This window comes from Vibrio brasiliensis LMG 20546 (genome assembly GCF_000189255.1).
Lineage (GTDB): Bacteria > Pseudomonadota > Gammaproteobacteria > Enterobacterales > Vibrionaceae > Vibrio > Vibrio brasiliensis.
Genome location: NZ_AEVS01000009.1, coordinates 36674 through 59486, shown reverse-complemented (window position 1 = coordinate 59486; position 22813 = coordinate 36674). Strand labels below are relative to the sequence as shown.

23 protein-coding genes and 1 pseudogene are annotated in these 22813 nt (G+C 47.5%); 5 read left to right on the top strand and 19 right to left on the bottom strand.

The annotated features are described in order from the left end of the window. Positions 1–103: 103 nt before the first annotated feature. Positions 104–1315 carry a beta-ketoacyl-ACP synthase I gene (fabB, locus tag RH46_RS02230; protein WP_006877774.1) on the bottom strand — a complete coding sequence of 404 codons (1212 nt, stop codon included), beginning with the start codon at positions 1313–1315 and terminating at the stop codon, positions 104–106. Positions 1316–1443: 128 nt separating this feature from the next. On the opposite strand from fabB, the gene mnmC reads away from it, so the two are divergent. Further along, complete coding sequence (gene mnmC / locus RH46_RS02225) at positions 1444–3462, top strand: bifunctional tRNA (5-methylaminomethyl-2-thiouridine)(34)-methyltransferase MnmC2/FAD-dependent 5-carboxymethylaminomethyl-2-thiouridine(34) oxidoreductase MnmC1 (RefSeq protein WP_006877773.1); 2019 nt, start codon at positions 1444–1446, stop codon at positions 3460–3462. A gap of 68 nt (positions 3463–3530) precedes the next feature. Here mnmC and RH46_RS02220 read toward each other — a convergent pair whose 3' ends face one another. Both RH46_RS02220 and RH46_RS02215 read right to left on the bottom strand, forming a co-directional pair. Then, entirely contained in the window at positions 3531–4055 is a 525-nt protein-coding gene (locus RH46_RS02220) for an NADPH-dependent FMN reductase (RefSeq protein ID WP_006877772.1), read from the bottom strand. A 148-nt stretch (positions 4056–4203) separates the two neighbouring features. Beyond that, entirely contained in the window at positions 4204–4467 is a 264-nt protein-coding gene (locus tag RH46_RS02215; protein WP_006877771.1) for a YfcL family protein, read from the bottom strand. 155 nt (positions 4468–4622) lie between these two features. Here RH46_RS02215 and RH46_RS02210 point away from each other — a divergent pair, with 155 nt between their 5' ends. Together RH46_RS02210 and RH46_RS02205 are read left to right on the top strand one after the other, a co-directional pair. Further along, positions 4623–6845, top strand: a complete 2223-nt coding sequence (locus RH46_RS02210) for an LruC domain-containing protein (RefSeq protein WP_006877770.1) — start codon at positions 4623–4625, stop codon at positions 6843–6845. 13 nt (positions 6846–6858) lie between these two features. Further along, on the top strand, positions 6859–7338 hold the full coding sequence (locus RH46_RS02205; protein ID WP_006877769.1) for a hypothetical protein: 480 nt from the start codon (positions 6859–6861) through the stop codon (positions 7336–7338). A gap of 7 nt (positions 7339–7345) precedes the next feature. Here RH46_RS02205 and RH46_RS02200 read toward each other — a convergent pair whose 3' ends face one another. After that, positions 7346–7876, bottom strand: a complete 531-nt coding sequence (locus tag RH46_RS02200) for an elongation factor P hydroxylase (protein WP_006877768.1) — start codon at positions 7874–7876, stop codon at positions 7346–7348. Between the two features lie 221 nt (positions 7877–8097). Between RH46_RS02200 and RH46_RS02195 the strand changes: the two genes are divergently transcribed. After that, positions 8098–8721, top strand: coding sequence for a trimeric intracellular cation channel family protein (locus RH46_RS02195; RefSeq protein WP_006877767.1), 624 nt, complete (start codon positions 8098–8100; stop codon positions 8719–8721). A gap of 15 nt (positions 8722–8736) precedes the next feature. On the opposite strand, the gene RH46_RS02190 is transcribed toward RH46_RS02195, so the two are convergent. From RH46_RS02190 to prmB, 3 genes are all read right to left on the bottom strand, one after another. Next, positions 8737–9537 carry an EAL domain-containing protein gene (locus RH46_RS02190; protein ID WP_006877766.1) on the bottom strand — a complete coding sequence of 267 codons (801 nt, stop codon included), beginning with the start codon at positions 9535–9537 and terminating at the stop codon, positions 8737–8739. A 197-nt stretch (positions 9538–9734) separates the two neighbouring features. Then, complete coding sequence (aroC, locus tag RH46_RS02185; protein ID WP_006877765.1) at positions 9735–10820, bottom strand: chorismate synthase; 1086 nt, start codon at positions 10818–10820, stop codon at positions 9735–9737. Positions 10821–10997: 177 nt separating this feature from the next. Continuing rightward, positions 10998–11930, bottom strand: coding sequence for a 50S ribosomal protein L3 N(5)-glutamine methyltransferase (gene prmB / locus RH46_RS02180; RefSeq protein ID WP_006877764.1), 933 nt, complete (start codon positions 11928–11930; stop codon positions 10998–11000). Positions 11931–11993: 63 nt separating this feature from the next. On the opposite strand from prmB, the pseudogene smrB reads away from it, so the two are divergent. Further along, positions 11994–12523, top strand: a pseudogene (gene smrB / locus RH46_RS02175) (endonuclease SmrB). Positions 12524–12561: 38 nt separating this feature from the next. Here the strand turns inward: smrB and flhB are convergent. From flhB to fliH, 12 genes are all read right to left on the bottom strand, one after another. Further along, a complete protein-coding gene (flhB, locus tag RH46_RS02170; protein WP_006877761.1) occupies positions 12562–13692 on the bottom strand; it encodes a flagellar biosynthesis protein FlhB in 1131 nt (376 codons plus the stop codon). A gap of 8 nt (positions 13693–13700) precedes the next feature. Next, a complete protein-coding gene (gene fliR, locus RH46_RS02165) occupies positions 13701–14483 on the bottom strand; it encodes a flagellar biosynthetic protein FliR (protein ID WP_006877760.1) in 783 nt (260 codons plus the stop codon). Positions 14484–14491: 8 nt separating this feature from the next. Next, positions 14492–14761, bottom strand: a complete 270-nt coding sequence (fliQ, locus tag RH46_RS02160; protein WP_006877759.1) for a flagellar biosynthesis protein FliQ — start codon at positions 14759–14761, stop codon at positions 14492–14494. Positions 14762–14774: 13 nt separating this feature from the next. Then, positions 14775–15650 (bottom strand): flagellar type III secretion system pore protein FliP, encoded by an 876-nt coding sequence (fliP, locus tag RH46_RS02155; protein ID WP_006877758.1) that lies wholly within the window; start codon positions 15648–15650, stop codon positions 14775–14777. Continuing rightward, a complete protein-coding gene (fliO, locus tag RH46_RS02150) occupies positions 15634–16038 on the bottom strand; it encodes a flagellar biosynthetic protein FliO (RefSeq protein ID WP_040894865.1) in 405 nt (134 codons plus the stop codon). The genes fliP and fliO overlap by 17 nt, the downstream gene beginning before the upstream one ends. A gap of 13 nt (positions 16039–16051) precedes the next feature. Continuing rightward, a complete protein-coding gene (gene fliN, locus RH46_RS02145) occupies positions 16052–16462 on the bottom strand; it encodes a flagellar motor switch protein FliN (protein ID WP_005471831.1) in 411 nt (136 codons plus the stop codon). Positions 16463–16483: 21 nt separating this feature from the next. Then, a complete protein-coding gene (fliM, locus tag RH46_RS02140; protein WP_006877756.1) occupies positions 16484–17533 on the bottom strand; it encodes a flagellar motor switch protein FliM in 1050 nt (349 codons plus the stop codon). Between the two features lie 7 nt (positions 17534–17540). Then, positions 17541–18038, bottom strand: a complete 498-nt coding sequence (fliL, locus tag RH46_RS02135; protein ID WP_006877755.1) for a flagellar basal body-associated protein FliL — start codon at positions 18036–18038, stop codon at positions 17541–17543. A gap of 35 nt (positions 18039–18073) precedes the next feature. Further along, a complete protein-coding gene (locus tag RH46_RS02130; protein ID WP_006877754.1) occupies positions 18074–20098 on the bottom strand; it encodes a flagellar hook-length control protein FliK in 2025 nt (674 codons plus the stop codon). Positions 20099–20240: 142 nt separating this feature from the next. Then, on the bottom strand, positions 20241–20681 hold the full coding sequence (gene fliJ, locus RH46_RS02125) for a flagellar export protein FliJ (protein WP_006877753.1): 441 nt from the start codon (positions 20679–20681) through the stop codon (positions 20241–20243). 5 nt (positions 20682–20686) lie between these two features. Then, positions 20687–22009: a flagellar protein export ATPase FliI gene (fliI, locus tag RH46_RS02120; protein WP_006877752.1), complete on the bottom strand. Its 1323-nt coding sequence runs from the start codon at positions 22007–22009 to the stop codon at positions 20687–20689. After that, the gene (gene fliH / locus RH46_RS02115) at positions 22009–22809 is read right to left on the bottom strand and encodes a flagellar assembly protein FliH (protein WP_006877751.1); all 801 of its coding nucleotides are present in this window, start codon (positions 22807–22809) and stop codon (positions 22009–22011) included. Before fliH ends, fliI begins: the two co-directional genes overlap by 1 nt. Positions 22810–22813: the final 4 nt, after the last annotated feature.

The window sequence follows — 22813 nt, the reverse complement described above, 5'->3', positions numbered from 1 at the left end:
CTCCATGGGTTAAAGTCTGCGTCTGTTAGGTTAACCTTTATTGCTAAAGGTTAACCAGCTCTGGAAACTGGATTGCTAAGCATAGTCTGCTCAGCAGATTCAGTTAGCCTTGGTACTTCTTGATAACTAGCGTAGCGTTCGTGCCACCAAAACCAAAACTGTTTGACATAACGGTAGTTAGCTCAGCATCGCGCTTTTCAGTCACGATATCCAGGCCTTGTGCCGCTTCGTCTAGATTTGCTACGTTGATGCTAGGCGCGATAAAACCGTTGTCTAGCATTAGCGTTGAGTAAATTGCTTCGTGAACACCTGCAGCGCCTAGTGCGTGACCAGTCATTGCTTTTGTTGCAGAGATTGCAGGGCTGTTATCACCAAATAGCTCTTGGATAGCACCTAGCTCTTTAACGTCACCAACCGGAGTTGATGTACCGTGAGTGTTTACGTAGTCGATGCTATCAACATCTTGCATTGCCATCTTCATACAACGCACGGCACCTTCACCAGATGGAGCAACCATGTCGTAACCATCTGAAGTCGCGCCGTAACCTACGATTTCACCGTAGATTTTTGCACCACGTGCCAGAGCATGCTCAAGTTCTTCAATAACCATCATGCCGCCGCCACCAGAGATAACGAAACCGTCACGGTCAGCATCGTAAGTACGAGACGCTTTATCTGGTGTTTCGTTGTATTTAGTAGAAAGTGCGCCCATTGCGTCAAACATCATAGTTTGAGACCAATCTAGCTCTTCACCACCACCTGCGAAAACAATGTCTTGTTTGCCAAGTTGAATAAGTTCCATCGCGTGGCCAATACAGTGAGCAGATGTCGCACAAGCTGAACTCATTGAGTAGTTCACACCACGGATTTTAAATGGTGTTGCCAGACACGCTGATACTGTTGAAGACATGGTACGTGGCACCATGTATGGACCTACACGTTTAACGCCTTTAGCGCGCATTGTGTCTGTTGCAACAGTTTGGTTTAACGCAGAAGCACCGCCAGAACCAGCAACGATACCAGTACGATCGTTTGAAACCTGCTCGTCAGTTAGACCTGCGTCTTCGATTGCTTGCTGCATTGATAGGTATGCATAAGCAGCCGCATCACCCATAAAGCGCATCTGTTTGCGATCAATGAACTCTGCAGGGTTAATCTTTAGATCACCCCAAACCTGAGAACGAAGACCATGTTCTTTAAACTGCTCAGAAGCAGTAATACCAGATTTACCTTCTTTAAGAGACGCTAAAACTTCTTCGACGTTGTTACCGATACTTGAAACAATACCCATACCGGTGATTACGACTCGTTTCATTATGACATTCCTATAATTCAAAAATCCGCTAGATAATAACTAAGATAGCGGGGAAAAGTGGTCAGCTTTCCTTTAAAACCGTACAATTGCAATCATATTATCGTCTCTATTCACATAATTCCGACACTATGACCTCGATTACTAATGCCCAACTAGGCTGGAACGACGCAGGAACCCCTGTTTCTGATCAGTTTGACGACGTTTACTTTTCCAACGTTAATGGATTGGAAGAAACTCGCTATGTGTTTCTGCACCAGAATCATCTGCCACAAAGATGGCAGTCGTGTGAACAGCGTCGATTCGTCATCGCTGAAACAGGCTTTGGTACTGGTCTCAACTTCCTAGCTGTTTGGCAGTGGTTTGCACAATTTAGGCAACAAAACCCATCTGCGCCATTAAAAGAGCTGCATTTCGTGAGCTTTGAGAAGTATCCGCTGAGTAAAGAAGATCTGATCAAAGCACATCAAGCTTGGCCGGAACTATCGGAATATTCCGAAAAGCTGCAAAGGCACTACCCTATTGCTGTGCCTGAATGCCACCGAATTGTACTCGAAGATGGTGCGATTACCTTAGATTTATGGTTTGGTGACATCAAAGATTGCATGCCAAAAGTCCCCGTGACAGAAAGCGGTCTTGTTGACGCTTGGTTCTTGGATGGCTTTGCACCAAGTAAAAACCCTGAAATGTGGAACCAGGATTTATTCAATGGTATGGCGAAACTGGCTAAACAGGATTGTACCTGTGCGACTTTCACCGCCGCTGGATTTGTCCGCCGCGGTCTGATTGAAGCGGGCTTTGAGATGAAGAAAGTCAAAGGTTTCGGTACTAAGCGAGACATGATTGCCGGCTGTCTGACCAATAAAAAACCACACGCTAACTTCAAGCCTTGGTTTGCCCGCGAGCAAAGCAGTCACGGTGAGTCAATCGCCATTATTGGCGGCGGTATCGCGAGTGCTACTCTGGCAACTGCTCTGCGACGTCGTGGTAAGCAAGTCACGCTCTACTGTCAGGACAGTACTCCGGCCCAAGGCGCTTCCGGTAACCGTCAGGGCGCAGTCTACCCACTGCTTAACGGCTCACATGAAGGGGTTTCCAGAGTCTTCGCTCCGGCGTTTCTGTTTGCGCGCCAGTTCGTTGAGCAAGCCGCCGAAAAAATCGATTTTGACCATCAGTGGTGTGGCGTCACCCAATTAAAATGGGATGAAACCTCCACAATCAAACTGAATAAAATGCTCAATGGACAGTTTGACAGCCAGTTGGTGCGCAAACTGGATCAGCAGCAAACCAGTGATATGGTTGGTGTGCCTCTTGATATGGAAAGTATCCACTACCCCCTAGGTGGTTGGTTAAGTCCGGCACAACTCACTCAGGGGATAATCACTCTACTCGCTGAGGACGAGCAGTTTAACGTCTACTTTGACTGCAAGATTGAACAGTTAGATTGGAATTCAGAGACGCAAAACTGGATCGTATCAAATAGCAGCGGTGTGTTTGAGCACGACACTGTGGTTATCGCCAATGGTCATCAGTTTGATGAGATAGCTCAAACAGCTGACGTCCCGTTAGGAAAAGTTAAGGGTCAGGTCAGCCATATCCCGACCACAGAAACACTCAGTCAAATCAAGACAGTGTTATGTTACGACGGCTACATGACTCCGGTGAATCCTAATAATGGTCACCACTGTATCGGTGCGAGCTACGATCGCTCACATCTAGACAATGAATTTGACCCTGCAGCGCAGCAAGATAACGGCGACAAATTACGTAAATGCGTTCCTAACCAGCAGTGGCCATTAGAGGTTGATACATCGTCGAATCACTCACGTCAGGGCATCCGCTGTGTTAGTCGCGACCACTTGCCATTCATTGGTAACGTTGGCCAGTTCGAAGCGATCAAACAGGTCTACCAGGATCTGCAGAAGACGAAGGCAAGTGATGCTCAGAAAGTGCCGCAATACCCTAATCTATTCTGCATGCTCGGCTTGGGCTCTCGTGGCCTGAGTTCAGCACCACTGTTAGCCGAAACTCTCGCCTCGCAAATCTGCGGTGATCCTCTACCGTTACCCGTTGACGTATTAGAAGCCTTGCACCCAAGCCGAATGTGGGTTCGAAAACTAAGAAAGGGCAAGGCAATTACCGAGTTGTAACTCGCGCTCAAAAACAAAAAACGCAGTGTTACTCACTGCGTTTTTTTATTCGCGATACCTGGATTTAATTAAGCCAGCTTAGCAACTGCCGCTTTGATTTCATCAGCAATTTCTTGGTTAGTGACCGCTGCTGTCTCAAAGTCAAAGTTGTCATAGAAGCTTGGTACTGATACTGAAGCTTTGACATCCGCGCCGAAGTAAGGTGCTGAAGCAGTCGCCGCAGCCAATACCGTTTGAGCCCCACCCGGACCTGGAGAAGTTGCCAGGTAAACCACTGGTTTGTCCTGGAAAACGCTGCGATTAATACGGCTTGCCCAGTCAAATAGGTTTTTGTATGCCGCAGGGTAGTAACCATTGTGCTCTGCATAAGACACAACAATTGCGTCTGCTTCGGCAAGGTCAGCTAAAAACTGTTGCGCGCCTTCAGCCTGGCCAATTTCTTTTTCTTTATCTTCACTAAACATCGGCACTGAATAGTCGTTGATGTCCAGAACTTGTACCTGCGCACCTTCCACTTGTGAAGCAGCGTAGGTTGCTAAAGCTTTGTTGATTGATGTTGAACTGTTTGATGCGCCAAATGCTACGATTCTCATAACTACTATCCTGTTTTGTCTCTCTCGATGTGGGTACAAGAATATCTAGCCAGCTCCTCACCAACAAGCGCAAAAATATAAAGGGGTTGTTCGAAAAATTCGAACAACCCCTTATCGTATCTATTTCTATTGGTTTTGTTTGGTTAGTTTAAGCGTTGTTAACCAGTTCCAACCACAAGTCATTGACAATAGTACGATCCGCTGGAGTAAGTTCAGAGCGCGCCGCATCTAAGCTCTCCTGAATACGATTCTTAAGCGTTTCTACATCATTAATGCCATCTTCTTCGCATGAAGCGGCAGAAAGCGAGATATGACCACGCAGATAACCACCAGCAAATAACTCATCATCTGATGCCGTCGAAATACGTGCATCAATTAGCTCTAGTAGCTGCTCTTCAAATTCAATAATCATTTTGCGATATCGCCCAATCAGTTTGCTTCTCAAAAAGAGCGCCAAGCTTCTCACATTGAGAATTTCAACGCAAACCCTATATACAGCAAGGGCTGATAGTGTGGCATGGACAATGCTATTTCCCTTATATCGCTCGATAAAAACAGGGAATGACAATGAAACTAAAACGTATAAATCAGAGCTTCCTACTACTGTCAGCATGTTGTACCTATGGCGCGTATTACTCAACTCTCGCACATGCCGGTGATGTCAGTTTTGGTGAATGTCCGACCGAGGCTTTCTTAATTCAAAACCCTACAGGGACACCAATTGCCTTTGGTGTAAACATCGACTTAGGTAGCTACCGAGTTATGCCTTCAACGCTTGGGTCAGCCAAAATCAACGGTATTGGCTTCAGTGAACATGACCGATTCATTTATGGCTGGGATTATGGCGTTGACGGTCAAAGCGGCACTCTTTCGCGAATTGACGCTAACTTCGATATCACCAGATTAGACATCACATTAGCGAGTGGGGCTCCTACCAGGTTTTATGTTGGTGATGTTTCACTAACTGAGAATGCCTGGTATGGCTACCGTCCCGGTAATGGCTTATTTCGCATCGATCTAGACACATTGGAAATGACACAGGTCGCTGCCCCTGCCCAATTTTCAAAACCAAATATTCACGATTTTGCCTTCCACCCAGATGAGAGCAATAACCTTGCTTACAGCCTTGATGCTGATGGCTACCTTTGGCAGATAGATGTGGTTGCGGGTAGCGCGACTCGAATGAATCAGGTGTTAAGCGAGGCAGAGCTAGGCTTTAACTTTGTCTTTGGTGCAATATATTTTGATGTTGATGGCTATCTATACGCCAGCAACAACAGTAATGGTTTCATCTTTAAAGTAACCCTAACCAACCCTCATACACCGGGCACTTCAGATTATGCATCGTGGCAGCCAAGCGCAATACTCACCGCATACGGTCCTTCAAGCAATTCGAACGATGGTGCTCGTTGTGCCTCCGCTCCTGTTGAAGCGGCACCGCTGACCGACTTTGGTGATGCTCCGGATAGCTATCAGACTACTTATGACCAGTCCGGTGCGCGACACGGTATTGGCGCACTTGAAGATACGTCTAGCTTAAGATTGGGCGATATTGTTGATGGCGAAACTGAAGGTAACCCTCCGCCATATAGTGACGATACTTCTGACAATGTTAATGATGATGATGGCATCGAGTTCCCAGTTCCAATTCAGGTTGGTGACACCTCTATGGTTCAGGTAACGGTTAACGGCGCAACTGCCGACAGTGTGCTTAACGCGTGGATGGACTTCGACCGAGACGGCACCTTTGAAGCCGACGAAATAATCATTTCTGATCTATCAGTCAGTGACGGCACTCAATCGGTATTCTTTGACGTTCCAACATGGGCCGTCAGCGGTGACAGCTGGTCCAGATTCCGCATCAGTAACACATCAGGAATTGGTCCTACAGGGGGTGTACCAGAAGGTGAAGTCGAAGACTATGCCATCGAGATTACTGAGAGCGGTGTAACAACTGAAGCTTACCCTATCGGCGGCGCATACACGACGTTCGCCTATGAAGATCAGTACCCAATCCAGGGTGACTACGATATGAACGATGTGTTGATGAATGTGAAATACACTGAGTATCATCTTGATAGCCAGGTCATCCGTCTCAAAATCGAAGGCCAAATTGCGGCTCTTGGCGGTGATAACCACTCGGGCTTTGCTATTCGCTTACAGGATATCGCTCGCGAGGACATCAAACAGGACTCGATAGTTCTTACCGTCAATGGTGAAACCCAAGCAACAACGGTGTTGGAAGAAGGCACCACAGATGCTGTATTTATCATCCAAGAAGACTTATGGGATATTACTGAAGCAGGTGAGGCGGAAAACTGCACCATGTTCCGTACTCAGATTAACTGTGGTACCTCTTATCGCCCTAGCTGGACACTGCACTTCTCGTTCGCCAACGCTCCGGCTACAAGTGTAATGCCTGACTTCCCGTACGACCCATTCATCTTTGCCGCACCGGGCCACTACTATGGCGATATTGGTTACGAGCTTACCGGTGGTTATCCAGGACGCGGGCTTGAGATACACCTTAAAAACAACCCACCGACCGCTAAGTTTGACAGTCGTTATCTTAGCTTAGGTGATGACGCCGCCAGTGGTAATACTCACTACCACACCACCAATGGTCTGCCATGGGCAATTGAAATCCCATTAAACTGGCAGCATCCACTTGAACAGGTGACCATTCTCGAAGCTTACCCAAAATTCGGCGACTTCTCGCAGGATTCACAAGGGCAAACCGAGACGCTCTGGTACATGGAAGCTAACAACAACAAAATCTACATCGACTAGTGAGGAAATGACCATGAATATTAAATCAACAATGCCTCTTTTCAGTTCGATTCTCGCTAGTATGACTCTGATGACAGGTTGTGGCGGCGGAGGTGGTGGTGACGAAGGTGCTTCAAGCGGAGGTAGCGCGAGTTTTACTGCAGCTAGCGCACAGACGCAAAGCATCACGGACTTAAGCATTAGCTATGACAATAGTCTTGAATCGGTCTACCAAGTCGATGTCGACGTTGTTTTAAACCAATTAGCTGGCAAAGATGCTTATATCTCGATCTGTGATAATGCAGAAGCTCAGGGTGATCCTAACCAGGTCGATTATGACAACTGCTTAGTGAAATCATCTCTTGAAGATGGACTCGCGGAGTTCGACTTGAGAGTCGTTAACCACTGCGAGTCGCTGATAGCGGTAGTATGGGTAATGGAACCAGACCAGACACCTTTGGTCTACACATTCGACCATGACGGTCAAAAACAGAGTAGCTGGTTGATTCAATAACGTTTCATTACTTCACTTCAAAATGGGCAGGCGTGAGTTCAGCGACGTGGTAGAACTCACGCAATGCATCTGACAACATTTGCACTCTTAGCGGTAAACCAACCTGTAAGATTGACATTACTTCCGCATGTACTTTAGCCATAAATGCCAAACGATCGGGTTCAAAACTGCCATTAAGGTTGTCGCAGCTTACGGTAAATGGGAATCCGGCACTCGCCGATAGGATCCACTCATAGGCTTGCGGACGAATTTCCACTTTCTCAAATTCAGCTTGAACGGCTTCAGTACGACCATCTGGTTCATACCAATAACCAAAATCTTCCAACAGACGACGCTCTGGACCTGCTACGCACCAGTGAGCAATTTCGTGCATACCTGAAGCATAAAAACCACGAGCAAAAATAATGCGATGATATGAGAATTCGCTGTCAGCTGGCAGGTAGATAGGCTCATCGCCACCCAGCTCAAGCTGAGTGTTGTAAGAGGTAGAAAATGTGTCGTTGAAAATCTTGATTAAGTCTTGGTACTCGTGGCTCATCGCTTGATTAACTGGCTTAAAATATCGCGGCCAGCATTCTCTCACTTTTACAAACAAATGCAAATCCTTACTTTATGCAGTGATATTAGAAATAGTTATCTGAAAAACGTTTTCGTATTCATAAAATCTCATTCGTCATAGATCACATTTCCAACTACACTCACGCCTTAAAATTTTATAGACTTTGCCGCGCTATCACGGCCATTTATTGAGAATTCATCATGCTGCTCAGTGTTTTATATATTATTGGTATCACAGCGGAAGCAATGACTGGTGCACTTAGTGCAGGTCGACGAAAAATGGACTGGTTTGGAGTAATGCTGGTTGCCAGTGCAACGGCGATCGGTGGTGGCACTGTGCGCGATATTTTACTTGGCCATTACCCGCTAGGTTGGGTCAAGAATCCTGAGTTTCTTGCAATTACCTGTATCGCTGGCGTTTTGACTACTGGCCTTGCGAAGTGGGTGATTAAGCTCAAAGGACTGTTTATCCGTTTGGACGCACTAGGTCTGATTGTATTTAGCATCATCGGTACTAAAGTCGCGATGGGTATGGGTCATCACGCATTGATTTGCATGGTTTCCGCGTTAGTTACTGGCGTGTTTGGTGGTCTGCTTCGGGATTTGATCTGTCGCCAGACTCCGCTTGTGCTTCATGAAGAGCTGTACGCATCAGTGGCACTAATAGCTTCTGGCTTGTACTTGGGTTTATTAGAGCTGGGCGTCAACGATGTTACCGCGACTATTTCTACCCTGATTTTTGGTTACCTATTGCGTATGGCAGCAGTACGCTTCAAATGGCGCCTGCCTTCTTTCAACCTGGAAGCCGAAGGCTCACTGCACTAAACACGCGCAAGATAATTAGAGGGCGACAGGTTGGTAGCTTGCCAACCTGTGGCTCTCAAGTGGTTTCGCTAGCCAGTAGCCTTGAAAGTAATCCACTCCCAGCTCACGACACATCTCAAACTCCTGACGAGTTTCAACCCCCTCCGCAATGGTCTTGGCATCAATAGTCCGAGCTAAACTGACTGCTTCGGCGACAAAGCCAGCGTTACCAATATGACTGCGATCGATTTTTAAATAGGGTGCCCGAATCTTGAGCGCACGCTCTCTGGTCGAGTAACAGGTTCCATAGTCATCCAAAGCGGTGACAATGCCGTACTTGTATAACTCCTCTTTCCCCTTAACAATACCGGCCAAATCCGCCTCTTCAAATTCAGTGATTTCATAAACAATCTGGGAGCTGACCAGTCGAAGGCAGCGTAAACGGTGGATCAGTTGTTCTATGGATTGACGATTATTGGCGAGTAAACTAAACACCGATGGAGCAACGTTGATAAACAGCTTACGGTCACGGTACTGAGTATGGGCAAGATTTATTGAGTGAAGTTTCCCACATAACAGAGTGCTTATCACACTCGCTCTATCTCCGGGAGCCATCAGCGAAAAGTAGTCACCCGGATTAATCACTCTGCCTTGTTCGTCACTGATCCTGACCAACCCTTCAAAGGCAAATAAATGCCCTGCGCTATCAACAATTGGCTGAAAGACACTTGAGAACAGCTTGCCCTGATAAACACCATAGACAAACCCTTCTCGCTGATAGCGAATCAGATTTTGAATATAATCCGTTTCAACTGAATAGATAGACGCCAGATCCACACACCACCCCCGCACTTTTTAGCTCAATGTAGCAAACTCAATGTGAAAAATTGGTAAGCCCATGTAAGCATTGCAATAAATGGCACATCACTCATATTGCTGTTTAACAGTGCAACAGTCTCAACCAGTCCGACAGACGAACAAAAAAAGCCCCGACACTTAAAGGCCGGGGCTTTTTTTGAGTTTAGAGGCTTCGCTTAAATTTGCGGTGTCTCTGTTGTTACGCCATGGTTCTGACCACGATGGCGTAGCAGATGATCAAGTACCACGATAGCCAACATCGCTTCTGCAATTGGCACAGCGCGAATACCTACACATGGGTCATGACGACCTTTGGTAATAAGCTGAGTTGGTTCACCCTGCTTAGTGATGGTTTCACCCGGAACCGTAATACTTGAAGTAGGCTTAAGTGCGATATTGGCGACAATATCCTGACCGGTTGAGATACCACCCAGAATGCCACCAGCGTGGTTACTAGCAAAACCATCCGGCGTGAGTTCATCACGATGCTGACTACCTTTCTGACTGACAACGTCAAAACCATCGCCAATCTCAACACCCTTAACCGCGTTGATGCTCATTAGTGCGTGAGCTATATCTGCATCCAGACGATCAAATACTGGCTCACCAAGACCCACAGGAACATTGGTTGCAACAACCTGTAGCTTGGCACCAATTGAGTCGCCCTGCTTCTTAAGGTCACGGATAAGCTGGTCAAATGCATCTACTTTGTCGACATCAGGACAGAAAAACGCGTTATTTTCGATCTCATCCCAGTCTACTTTCTCAATCGCAACATCACCCATCTGCGACAGGTAAGCTCGGATCTCTACGCCAAACTCTTGTTGCAAATATTTCTTAGCGATCGAACCAGCTGCTACGCGCATAGCCGTTTCACGAGCAGAAGAACGACCACCACCACGGTAATCACGTACACCGTATTTCTGGTGATAGGTGTAATCAGCGTGTCCAGGACGGAACTTGTCCTTAATTTCAGAATAATCTTTTGAACGCTGGTCGGTGTTTTCGATCAACAGACCGATTGAAGTACCTGTGGTTTTACCTTCAAATACACCCGATAAAATTTTTACCTCGTCAGGTTCACGACGAGCAGTGGTATAACGAGAAGTGCCAGGTCGACGGCGGTCTAAATCGATTTGAATATCAGCTTCCGTGATTTCAAGACCCGGAGGGCATCCGTCGACAATACATCCTAGTGCGATACCATGACTTTCTCCGAATGTCGTCACTCGAAAATGTTGTCCGATACTGTTTCCTGCCATTACTTCCTCAAATTTGTTTCGCTCCTGTATACAGAGCTTTACACTTCAATTATTGGTAAATTCATAGTCGCTTTATTGCGGTTTGATGTAAACCCCTAATGGCAATTTTACACGCATAAAAAAACGCCAGGTCATCACTGGCCTGGCGTTTTCGAACTTTGGAATAGCGACTAGCCATTAATCCTTGTAGATAGAGAACTCATCTTTGTGCGCTAGCATTTGCTCACGAGTCAACATAAATACCCCGTGGCCACCATTCTCGAACTCAATCCAAGTGAAAGGAATATGTGGATACTGTTCCATCATATGCACCATAGAGTTACCTACTTCACAGATAAGAATACCGTTATCAGTCAAATAGTCTGGCGCGTTAGCGAGGATACGACGAACCAGTTTCAGTCCATCAGTACCTGCAGCCAAGCCTAGCTCTGGCTCATGAGTAAACTCATCTGGCAGGCTGTTCATGTCCTCTTCGTCCACGTAAGGTGGGTTAGAGACAATCAGGTTGTACTTCTCTTTTGGCAAATCACGGAACAGATCAGAACGGATTGGGAAAACTTGTTGCTCCATACCGTGGTCTTGAACGTTTTGCTCAGCCACTTGCAGTGCATCAGTCGAAATATCAATAGCGTCAACTTCAGCTTCTGGGAAAGCATGAGCACACGCGATAGCGATACAACCACTACCAGTACACAAATCCATAATGCGCGTTGGCTCTTCAACCAGCCAAGGCTGGAACTCAGCCTGAATCAGCTCACCAATTGGCGAGCGTGGCACAAGTACTCGCTCATCGACGAAAAACTCTAAACCACAGAACCAGGCGCGATTAGTCAGATACGCAGTTGGAGTACGTTCATTGATACGCTTAACTACGCGTTCAACAATACGCATACGCTCACTGGTTGTCAGACGCGAATTGAGTACATGCGGAGGCACATCGATTGGCAGGTACAGTGTTGGTAGGATTAGCTGTACTGCTTCATCCCATGCGTTGTCAGTACCGTGACCATAAAATAGGTTAGCGGCGTTGAAACGACTCACTGTCCAACGAATCATATCTTGAAGCGAATGAAGTTCTGAAACCGCTTCTTCTACAAAAATCTTATCCAAAATTGCCTCCGAAAAGCGCTACAATACTGCTAATTGCATTTTTAAGTATTAATGAATAATCCCATGAGCAAAAAAGACACCGATATGGATGATGACTTCGCCCTTTTTAGGGATGCAGTACAAGGCGTAAAAAAGTTGTCACAGGATACCATAGTCCAGCAGCCAAAAAAAATACTAAGCAAAAAGAAATTAAGCGTAGTAGCCGTGAAGCAAGCGACAGTGAGTTTTACTTCTCTGACGAATTTGTGCCACTGCTCAACGAAGATGGGCCGACTCGCTACTCACGCGATGATGTCTCGCAATACGAAGTAAAACGTCTTCGTCGCGGGGTTTATGTACCGGACGTATTCCTTGATATGCACGGTATGACACAGCAGGAAGCGAAGCGCGAACTTGGCGCGATGATCGCATACTGCATTAAGAACGAAATCTCGTGTGCCTGTGTTCAACATGGCATTGGTAAACATATCCTGAAGCAAAAAGCGCCACTATGGCTAGCCCAACATCCTGATGTGATGGCATTTCATCAGGCACCACTGGAGTTTGGTGGTGATGGTGCACTATTGGTGTTGCTCTCAATTCCTGATAAATAGCGAGAAGCGAAGCGTTCTAATTTCTCGCTTCTCGCATGCTACTTCCTATACTCCGGTGGGATTGGCAGTTCAGAGGCCTTAATACTAGGCCTTTGACCACCACGCTTACGATACTGCTTCAACTGGAACACGTAGGCTAATATCTGCGCCACTGCGGTAAACAGACCATCGGGGATTTCCTGCTCCAGTTCCGTCGAATGATACAAAGCACGGGCAAGCGGCGGTGCTGGCACCACATAGATATCATGTTCACGGGCAATCTCACGAATCTTCAGCGCCATATGATCAGTACCTTTCGCCACCACAATCGGCGCTCTATCACTGTCTTGCTTATAGCGTAGCGCTACTGAGAAGTGTTCCGGGTTGGTAACAATCACATCGGCCTGAGGTACTTCAGCCATCATACGACGCTGTGCAGCTTCACGCTGAAGCATTCGAATACGACCTTTAACTTCCGGTTTACCTTCCGTCTCTTTGTACTCGTCCTTAACCTCTTGCTTAGTCATTTTAAGCTGGTTGGCGTGTTGCCAGATCTGGAACGGTATATCTATTGCCACCACGAGCAACAGAGTGCAACTGATCAAAAGAATGAAGTTAAGCAAGATATCAAGAGCATGGAAAATGTTTTGGGGATAGACATCCATACTCAATTGAAACAGGTCTTCTTTGGCCGCATTGATCAGGTAGAAGGCCATCCCCGAAACCAGTGCGACCTTGAGAATCGATTTAATCAGTTCAACCCAACTTTGTAGCCCAACCATTCGCTTAAGGCCACTAAGCGGATTCATTTTCGACCACTTCGGCATCGCCGCTTCAACTGAAAAACTAATCCCACCCACACCTGCCGCACCAATAAGCGCAGCAATAAACAGAGTCACGAGTATCAGCAGTAAGGGGAGGAGTAAACTTGATAGCGAACCCAGGGCGATATCGAACAGCTTCACCTGATCAAATATCTCTTCACGAGACAGGCTGAATAACCGTCCCATAGCGGTAAACAGCGCCCGTGCTAAACCTTCGCCAAACCACATTAGGGCGACGGAGCCAATCACCAGTACCGATACCGATGCGAGTTCTTTAGACCTTGCAACCTGCCCTTTTTCACGAGCCTGTTGCAAGCGTCTGGGCGTGGCGTCTTCTGTACGTTCCTGACCGTCTGACTCTGCCATTCAGCCTCCTAACAATTCAGCCTGATAAAGGAACAGATCTGCTGTTCACCCTGCAGCCAGAATATCTCATAGTGGTTATATAATCCTGCGATGATATACCAACAGATTAGTAGACCGACCATCAAAGCAAACGCGAAACCTAGCGAGAAGATATTTAGCTGTGGCGCGGCACGTGTCATAACACCAAACGACAGGTTAATCGTCAGCAACGCAATAATTCCAGATAGCGACATACTGAGGGCAACTTTAAACATGATACCGAGCCATAATGCCAGCTCACGAAAATCGACGGTGGTCAGTGAACCTGTGCCGATAGGGATCGACTTAAAGCTCATTACCACCAGCATTATCATTTTCAGGTGGCCATCGGTCGCCAAAAAGAACAGAGTAGCCAGAAACATGAACAGCTGACCAAGCAAAGGGGTATTCTGACCATTAGCCGGGTCAACCATTGAGGCAAAACCTAAGCTCGACTGCATACCAAGGATCTGACCAAGTATGACGAAGGTTTGAATCATAAACTGGGTCACCGTTCCCATGGCAACACCAATAATGATCTGCTCCAGCAGAGTCATAAAGCCAGCAAAGGAGACAAGCTCAATAGTATCGGGAACAGCAGGCAGAGCTGGCATCACCGCAAAAGTAATCGCTAAGCCAAGATAGAGACGCACCCGGGTAAAGACGAAACGTGCCCCTGTGACCGACATAACCATCAGCATCGCTGCTATACGGGTGTACGGCCAGAAGTAATTGGCAATCCAGTCTAAAACCAGGCTAGTCGGATACTCCATAGCAAAACCTAGTAGAGCACCTGAGGCATACGCTCAATCATGCTAAAGAAGAACTCCATCAGCATCTGCGTCATCCAATGAGCGAACAGCATCAAAGCCAACAGAGTAACGATTAGACGAGGTAAGAAACTTAATGTCTGTTCGTTGATTGACGTTGCCGCCTGGAAGATAGCGACCACCAAACCAATCAGCAGACTGGGAATGATAATCGCACACACCATGATAAGCACCATCCATAGTGATTCGCGGAAAAGCTCAACAAACATTTCAGGAGTCATCGTTTTTCTCCCGTCACAAAGCGAAACTGCCGGCCAAGGTCGACAATATTAGGTTCCAGCCATCAACCAGAACAAATAGCATCAGTTTAAATGGCAAAGAAACGATCATTGGCGAAAGCATCATCATACCCATCGCCATCAGTACCGAAGCAACCACCAAGTCAATAATCAGAAACGGCAGGAACAACATAAATCCAATCTGGAAGGCGGTCTTAAGCTCTGAAGTGATAAAAGCTGGGATTAACACCGCCATAGAGACATCTTCCGGCGCCGTCGCGGTAGAACCGGAAATATTAACGAAGGTTTCCAAATCTTTAACGCGCGTCTGCTTAAGCATAAAGTCTTTCATCGGCGTTTGAGCCAGATCGAAGGCCTGACGTGCCGTGATCTGCTCATTGATATACGGCTGAATGGCATCATCGTTAATCTTACTCAAAACCGGAGACATGATGAAAAAGGTCAGGAAGATGGCAATACCAATGATCACCTGATTAGATGGCGTCTGCTGCAAACCCATAGCCTGACGCAGAATCGACATCACCACGACAATTCGCGTAAATGAGGTCATCAATATAACCATGGCAGGCAAGAAGCCGAGCATGGTCATTAGCGCCAGAATCTGCAAGTTGATCGAGTAGTCTTCGCTTCCGTCCGAGTTAGTCGTCATGGTGAAGGCTGGAATTCCCCCTCCGCTACCAACTAAGCTACCTGTCGCGATGGTTTTAGATGCACCTTGCTCTTTTTCCATTGCAGTGACCGTCACCGAATCGCCTGGGGCAATATTGGCAGGTACTGGAGTTGCGATTTCCTGCTGTGCCAGTGCTAACCCAGAAAACAGAGTCATCACTAAGGTCAGTAAAATCGTCACCAAATTAGATGCTTTTATCATTCTTCTTCAACAGCTGAGTCAGTTGACTTGCAAACGGACCGTTAGCCATCTCCTCCTGAGACAAAGGTTTATCCAGCTTTGAGATAAGTTGAATCGATTGAGGTGTCACCCCAACTAAAAACTGCTCTTCACCCGCTTGAACAATGACGATGCGTTCACGGTGACCGACCGCGATCTGACGCACGACACTAAGACCTTTCTGGTTAACCAGCGCAGGGACACGCATACGCTTTAGTAGCCACGCCAGTAATAAGATAAAGGCCACAACGAACACGAGCGACCCAAAAGTGGTCGCCCAGTCTAGTTGGCTGCCAGGTGCAGCAGCCAGTGCGGAAGGTGAAAGCAAACTAAGGGAGTAAAGTAAGTACCCCCTAACTTTGAAAGTCATACAATACCTAACATTATCGCAGTTTCTTAATACGCTCTGTCTGACTAATTACATCGGTCAAACGAATACCAAACTTGTCGTTGACCACAACCACTTCTCCGTGTGCAATCAAGGTACCGTTAACGAGTACGTCAAGAGATTCACCTGCCAGACGCTCTAACTCAACTACCGAACCCTGGTTCAATTGCAGTAAGTTACGGATACTGATCTGTGAGCGACCGACTTCCATAGAGATGGTCACAGGGATATCTAATATCGTATCCAGTTTACGACGTTCATCGTCAGAGATTGGTGACGAAGTGTCTTCCAGCTCATCAAGCTGAGCAGACATCACTTCATCTACATCGATCTCTGGTGCACTTGGATCTTCACCTAATGCCGCAGCCCATTCGTCCGCCAGTTTTTGGTCGTCACTCGGTTCCATACCTGTTACCTATTTCTTCTCTTAATCTTCGATTTCGCCGTCTTCTTCTTCTAATTCAGAAATAACATCTTTTCCGAGGAAGGCGATATCCGTTTTAACCACATCAGGGCGTTTAATTTTCTCTGATACCTGAACTGCTAAATTCTCGCCGGAGCGACCCATTTTCACCCTGAATGTTGGCAGTTCTTCAACAAACATCACTGCGTGTTCCGGCATAGTGACGGGAATGATGTCACCAGGCTGCAACTCCATCAAATCACGCAGTGAGATATCTTGCTCTAATAAATCGACACGGAAGTTAACGGGTACATCCATGATCTCTTCTCGTAGCGCTGTACTCCAACGTACGTCAGTTTCCATCTTGTCCGACTGAACACCCGCATCGAGTAGTTCACGGATTGGCTCAACCATTGAGTACGGCATGACAACGTGGAAATCACCACCACCGCCATCGACTTCAATGTGGAAGGAGCTGACAACAATCACTTCTGTCGGGCTAACAATGTTCGCCATGCTCGGGTTTACTTCCGAGTCGAGGTATTCAAACTCAACCCCCATTACTGGAGACCAAGCTTCTTTGTAATCTTCAAAAACAATTTTTAGTAATAGTTGAACAATTCGACGCTCAGTTGGTGTAAACTCACGACCTTCGATACGAGCGTGGAAACGTCCGTCACCGCCAAAGAAGTTTTCTACCAGAATAAACACCAGGCGCGCTTCCATAGTAATCAGCGCGGTACCTTTTAGTGGTCTAAAGCGTACCATGTTAAGACTGGTAGGAACGTACAAGGTATTTTGGTACTCACCAAACTTCATCATCTGTACGCCGTTGATTGATACTTCCGCGGTCTTTCTTAGCATGTTGAACAGACTAATTCGCATATGACGGGCAAAACGCTCGTTAATCAACTCGAGCGTTGGCATCCGACCACGAACGATGCGGTCTTGCGATGAAAAGTCAAAGTCTACGGCACTTGCGTCCTTCTCAACGACTTCTTCTTCGACTTCATCGACATCATCAACTCCGTGTAGGAGCGCATCAATCTCGTCTTGGCTTAATAGATCAGTCACTCATCACCTACTGCATTACAAAATCGGTAAATAGCACGCGTTCGATCACTGGCTGGCCTACCGCACGATTCAAACTGGCTTTAATGTCGTCTGTCGCTTTTTCTCTCAGCTCGACTCGCCCATTGGCGGTGCGCAACTGGTCGACAGTCGCTGATGCAAATGTGCTTAACAGTGAGCTTTCAATCAGCGGAGAGTGGTAACGGGCAAGATTTTCATTTTCCGTACCACGAACCATTAACTGTACTTTTATCTGAACTAAACGATCTTTTTTGTCGCCAGTAACATTAAATAGAAATGGTTGGGGAATATTAACGTAAGCCACTGGATCTTCTGGTGTGGTCACTTGCTGCTGCGCTGTTTGCTCGGTTTCTGCACCTTCATCCGATCCCATTAGGAAAAATGCGGCACCACCGCCACCAGCGAGTAATACTACGACAGCAATGATAATGATGATCAGCTTACCTTTGCCTTTGGGTGCTTCCGTTTCGACTTCTTCAACTGCCATAACTTAACGTTCTCTATCTCTTTGTTTTATACAGTTTAAGCGTAATAACTAATTCCATCACGCTTTGCAGCGACATTCAAATCAAGATTGATGTCTGGTTCAAGGTTTTCTTCACCTGAGAAGCCCTGATTGCTGCCTCCTTGACCGGAATTGCCCTGTCCGTTGTCGGCATAACGTCTTTGTTGCTGACCTGAGGCTTGCTGTTGAACCGAACTATCACCCAATTGTACACCCTGCTGAGCAAGCATCTCACGTAATCTAGGCATCGATTGTTCAATCACATCACGCGCTTGTTGGTTAGCCACTGTGAAGTGAACCGTAGCCGCATCACCATTCATGTTCATACGGATTTGAAGTCGGCCAAGCTCCGGCGGGTCAAGACGAATATCAATATTCTTGAGGTTTTTCGACATCATCATTTGCACTCGTTCAGCCACTTGATCGCCAGCCAGTTCTCTAGTTAGCTGCAGAGGTGACTGTGCGGCAGCTTGTTCTGCACGAATTTGTCCTAATCCATTGGTACCCGGCTGGCCTGAAGCCTGAGCTAGCTGCTGCGCAAATCCTGAACTTGATTCAGAAGCCTGCTGACTACCCTCTTTACCACTACCCAGTTTACCAAGCGTGCCAACCGCTTTGGCACCCATAGCAGCTTTAAGCACTGCCTGATCCTGAAGTAAAGCGCTGTTTGGGGCTGCCGCGACCTGCTGCATCTGACTCGCCACGAGTTCATTTGGCATGGCCGACAATGCTGACTGATTCTGTGCAACTTGCGCTGCCCCCTGAGAGAGCTGAGCCTGAGCTTGTTGGGCAGTAAGTGCCTGATGAACTGACTGGGCCACTGCGGCTTGCTGCGCTTTAGGCGCGGTATCCGGTTTAATCACCACTTCGTCAGCAATCACTGTTTCGTTAGAGGTTGCCCATGGAATTGCACCCGCGGTCACTGCAGCCGCTGTAATAGCACTATCCGCAGCCACTTCACTTTGAGCCTCACTAGCGAGTGAAGCAGCTTGATTCGCAGGACTAGTGCCTTGAGTAACCGTTGCTTCTGACTGAACCGGTTTATCTGCCAATGTTGCTGCGGCTACGCCACCTGCAACAACAGCACCCGCAGCTAGATCGATAGATTCTGCCGATGAATCACTCTGTTTTACTGGCTGATCCACTGATATTTGCTTAGCAACCTGTTCTCCCTCAAGTGCCATTTTTTCACTATTTTGTGCAGCCGTTTGAGATTGTTGCTCACTAGCAACTTTCGCCGCGACGGAGCTGGTAATCACAGTATCGTTATTGACGTCTTTTGTTTGTTGCTCAGTAGCAGTCTGCTCGCTCTCTTGTTTGATAAATCGTTGTGCTGATTCAGGTACAAGGACCTCCTCACCATCAGCGTTAACCACGACCTGTTTCGCTTGCGCTGGCTCTGTTTTTTCCGCAGCTAGCTGAGTTTCTTCACCCTCGACTGCCACCTCCTGAGCCTGCTTGCTCAGTGCGGCGGTAGTAACCGCTTTATCTGCTGTAGCATTCTGCTCTGCCTCAATATCAACCGCTTGCTGCGACGTGTTTTGCACAGCAGTCACTTCCTCTGGTGGCAACTGTTTGCCGTCATTTGGCTGAAGCGCTTTATTCGCACTATCCAGACGCTGAAGGACTTGATCATTTTCTGATACGATTTTCGCTGCAGACTGAGGGCTCTTTTCCTCTCCGCTTTCGGCGACACTCTTTTCTACCTTAGCACCTTCATCAGACGTAGCACTCACTGCTTTGGCATCGCTGTCACCCTCTTCAGACGCGAGGAGTTCATCGACAGTCTGACCTTCAGTTACTTCAGCCTTAACACTTTTTTCTGTTGCTTCACCTTTAGTTAGCGCAACTTCTTCGCCATCAGCCGATGTCTGCTTGACCTTAGCCGCTCCCTCTTCAGAGCCGCTCTCGCCCTTAATCAAAGCGGCCAGTTTGGAAAAGAAACCACCCGTTTCCGAGGTTTCCGCGCTCGCTTCTCCACCCTCAGTGGTGGCTTTGGTCACTTTTGGACTTTCCGATACCGATGATAAATTGATATTCATATCAGGTTCACTCACAGTTGCTTCACGCCGAGATGGCTCTACGCGGCAAAGACGCCGATTTATTGCATACAAGTTGTAAGAACAATTGCAAGAAATACGCCAAAGAGGAAGAAAGGCTGACTTTCGTCACAAAGGTGAGAGGTTAGTTCGAAGTTCGACGCGAATACTGCAGGGTAGAAAACTCATCCATCTGCTTTTGCTCGCGAATATCCTGCAAACGCTGTTTTTCTGTCTGTTTCTTTTCAATTAACCACTCGTAAGAGCGGCGCTGCTTACGACTCTCAAGCCAGTTTTGTTCACAGCCATCAACCTGGCCTTTAAAGTGAGCCTCGGCCTGTTTCTGCTTAGCTAACGTTTCATCGAGCGTAGTTAAGAATCGATTGAGGTGGGAGTATTGGCTGGCCGTTAAACCCTGCTGACCACGGTCGACTAACTGCTGGCAGTAGTCGAGACGATACTTTTCAATCTGTTCCAGCTGTTGGTAGTACCCTTCAAGCTCCGTTCTGGCCTGATTAAGAGCAAGTACCGCTTGGTTTTCGCGATCCTTTGCCTGTTCTAAAAGAAACTCAAGTGCATTATCCATCAGCCTTATTCTCCTTGCAGCAGTCCGCGCAACATGTTGATACACATGTCATAAGGCACAGATTCTTTCATCGATTGTTGCAAGTAGGTATCGAGCTTAGGTTTGAGAGTAAAGGCGCCGTCAATGGCTGGATCGGTACCCGGTTTATAGGCGCCAATCGAGACCAGATCCTGATTTTTACGACAGATAGAGAGTACCTGACGAACCGCTTTAGACATCAAGACATGTTCTTCAGAAGTAATCTGCGGCATAACACGGCTGACCGACTTCTCAACGTCGATAGCTGGGTAGTGACCGGCATCCGCCATTTCTCGCGATAGCACTACGTGACCATCAAGAATCGCTCGTGATGCATCGGCAATTGGGTCCTGTAAATCATCACCTTCGGTTAGTACGGTGAAGAAGGCAGTAATCGAGCCTTGTTCCGGACTGCCGTTACCCGCGCGCTCCACCAGAGCCGGCAGCTTAGCAAACACCGATGGCGGATAACCCTTAGTTGCTGGCGGCTCACCGACAGAGAGGGCAATTTCACGTTGTGCCTGAGCAAAACGGGTTAGAGAGTCCATAAGTAGCAGAACATCTAAGCCCTGATCACGAAAGTACTCCGCAATCGTCAGTGCGGTTTGACAGCCTTTAAGGCGCATCAGAGGCGAGGCATCGGCAGGCGCGGCAACCACTACAGAGCGCTGACGACCGTCAACACCCAGGATCTCTTCAATAAATTCTTTAACTTCGCGGCCACGTTCACCAATCAGACCAACCACGACCACCTGAGCGGTGGTACCGCGCGTCATCATGCCGAGGGTCACCGATTTACCCACACCCGAGCCGGCAAACAGACCGATACGCTGGCCTTTACCGACGGTCAACAATCCGTTGATCGCCTTAATGCCAACATCAAGAGGTTCAGAAATAGGCTTTCGCGCCAGAGGGTTGATAGGTTCAGCGTTAAAAGAAGCTCGCTTTTCGGTGTAGATAGGACCAAGCCCATCAAGTGGATTACCCACGCCATCGATAACACGACCAAGCAGCTCCATACCGACAGGCAGGCCTGTTTCACTGGTCAATGGTGTCACTTTGGCACCAGGTAGCACCCCTGTGATCTGCTCACTTGGCATCAGGTAGAGGTTATCACCGGAGAAGCCGACTACCTCTGCTTCCATCTCCCCTAGCATGGTCTCAACTTTACACAGGCTACCGATAGGTGCACGGCAGCCTGTTGCTTCCAGCGTTAAGCCGACAACCCGAACGAGTTTACCGGATGCGACAGGACGACAGGTAAGTCCTTGGGTTTTGTATTGGGAAAGACGATCAGCCAGCGCCAGCACTACTCACCACCTTGGTGGCGATTCACCCCACAAAAGCTTTGAATAACGCTGCGAATACGGTCTTCTAGGCGATAGTTAACACTCGACTCTCCCGCTTCTATCTGGACGTCGCCACGGTTAAGCGCAGGTTCACTCATCAGGGTCCAGTTACGGAAGTTAAGTTGCTCTTCGCCATAAGATGAACGAATAATCTCTACGTCATCCGGGTGAAGTTTTAAAGTGATGGCATGACCGGAGATCGGCAGTGACTCTACCGACTGTTTAATGGTATCAAGGATCACCTGAGGATTGGTTTGTACTTCAACGTGCACCACCTCTTTGACTAAGGTGAGTACCATGTCGACCAGTTGCTTTTCAACCTGAGCATTCATTAACTCAAGTGGCTGAGCAAACTGGTTAGCCAGGCCGATAAAGGTTTCTACTTGCTGCTGGATAAATTCCTGCCCAGCGGCAACACCTTCAATCTTACCCGCCTCTAAACCTTCTTGGTGACCCTCTTGTAAGCCTTGCTCTTTGCCTTTTTCGTAACCTTGCTTAAAGCCCGCTTCCTGTCCCTGATGCAGACCTTCCTGATAAGCTTGTTGCTTAATCAGTTCGATCTCTTCTTCGGTCAGTTCTTTTGGTGCTTCTTCGGCAACAGGCTCAGCCACAGGCATCCAGCTTGGGTCATAGTTCATCGCTGTCTCTTTCGCCTGTTTATGGGTTTGAGCCGTGTAATCAGGCATACCCCAACGCTCTGGCTTTTCTACCAGATCATCATTTTCAAGACGTAAAAAACCGCGTTTTCTTTCCCCAGACATAGGT

Excerpts from the sequence above, each read along its gene's own strand:
- fabB (WP_006877774.1), bottom strand. The coding sequence starts at position 1,315 with ATGAAACGAGTCGTAATCACCGGTATGGGTATTGTTTCAAGTATCGGT.
- mnmC (WP_006877773.1), top strand. The coding sequence starts at position 1,444 with ATGACCTCGATTACTAATGCCCAACTAGGCTGGAACGACGCAGGAACC.
- RH46_RS02220 (WP_006877772.1), bottom strand. The coding sequence starts at position 4,055 with ATGAGAATCGTAGCATTTGGCGCATCAAACAGTTCAACATCAATCAAC.
- RH46_RS02215 (WP_006877771.1), bottom strand. The coding sequence starts at position 4,467 with ATGATTATTGAATTTGAAGAGCAGCTACTAGAGCTAATTGATGCACGT.
- RH46_RS02210 (WP_006877770.1), top strand. The coding sequence starts at position 4,623 with ATGAAACTAAAACGTATAAATCAGAGCTTCCTACTACTGTCAGCATGT.
- RH46_RS02205 (WP_006877769.1), top strand. The coding sequence starts at position 6,859 with ATGAATATTAAATCAACAATGCCTCTTTTCAGTTCGATTCTCGCTAGT.
- RH46_RS02200 (WP_006877768.1), bottom strand. The coding sequence starts at position 7,876 with ATGAGCCACGAGTACCAAGACTTAATCAAGATTTTCAACGACACATTT.
- RH46_RS02195 (WP_006877767.1), top strand. The coding sequence starts at position 8,098 with ATGCTGCTCAGTGTTTTATATATTATTGGTATCACAGCGGAAGCAATG.
- aroC (WP_006877765.1), bottom strand. The coding sequence starts at position 10,820 with ATGGCAGGAAACAGTATCGGACAACATTTTCGAGTGACGACATTCGGA.
- flhB (WP_006877761.1), bottom strand. The coding sequence starts at position 13,692 with ATGGCAGAGTCAGACGGTCAGGAACGTACAGAAGACGCCACGCCCAGA.
- fliR (WP_006877760.1), bottom strand. The coding sequence starts at position 14,483 with ATGGAGTATCCGACTAGCCTGGTTTTAGACTGGATTGCCAATTACTTC.
- fliQ (WP_006877759.1), bottom strand. The coding sequence starts at position 14,761 with ATGACTCCTGAAATGTTTGTTGAGCTTTTCCGCGAATCACTATGGATG.
- fliP (WP_006877758.1), bottom strand. The coding sequence starts at position 15,650 with ATGATAAAAGCATCTAATTTGGTGACGATTTTACTGACCTTAGTGATG.
- fliO (WP_040894865.1), bottom strand. The coding sequence starts at position 16,038 with ATGACTTTCAAAGTTAGGGGGTACTTACTTTACTCCCTTAGTTTGCTT.
- fliN (WP_005471831.1), bottom strand. The coding sequence starts at position 16,462 with ATGGAACCGAGTGACGACCAAAAACTGGCGGACGAATGGGCTGCGGCA.
- fliL (WP_006877755.1), bottom strand. The coding sequence starts at position 18,038 with ATGGCAGTTGAAGAAGTCGAAACGGAAGCACCCAAAGGCAAAGGTAAG.
- RH46_RS02130 (WP_006877754.1), bottom strand. The coding sequence starts at position 20,098 with ATGAATATCAATTTATCATCGGTATCGGAAAGTCCAAAAGTGACCAAA.
- fliJ (WP_006877753.1), bottom strand. The coding sequence starts at position 20,681 with ATGGATAATGCACTTGAGTTTCTTTTAGAACAGGCAAAGGATCGCGAA.
- fliH (WP_006877751.1), bottom strand. The coding sequence starts at position 22,809 with ATGTCTGGGGAAAGAAAACGCGGTTTTTTACGTCTTGAAAATGATGAT.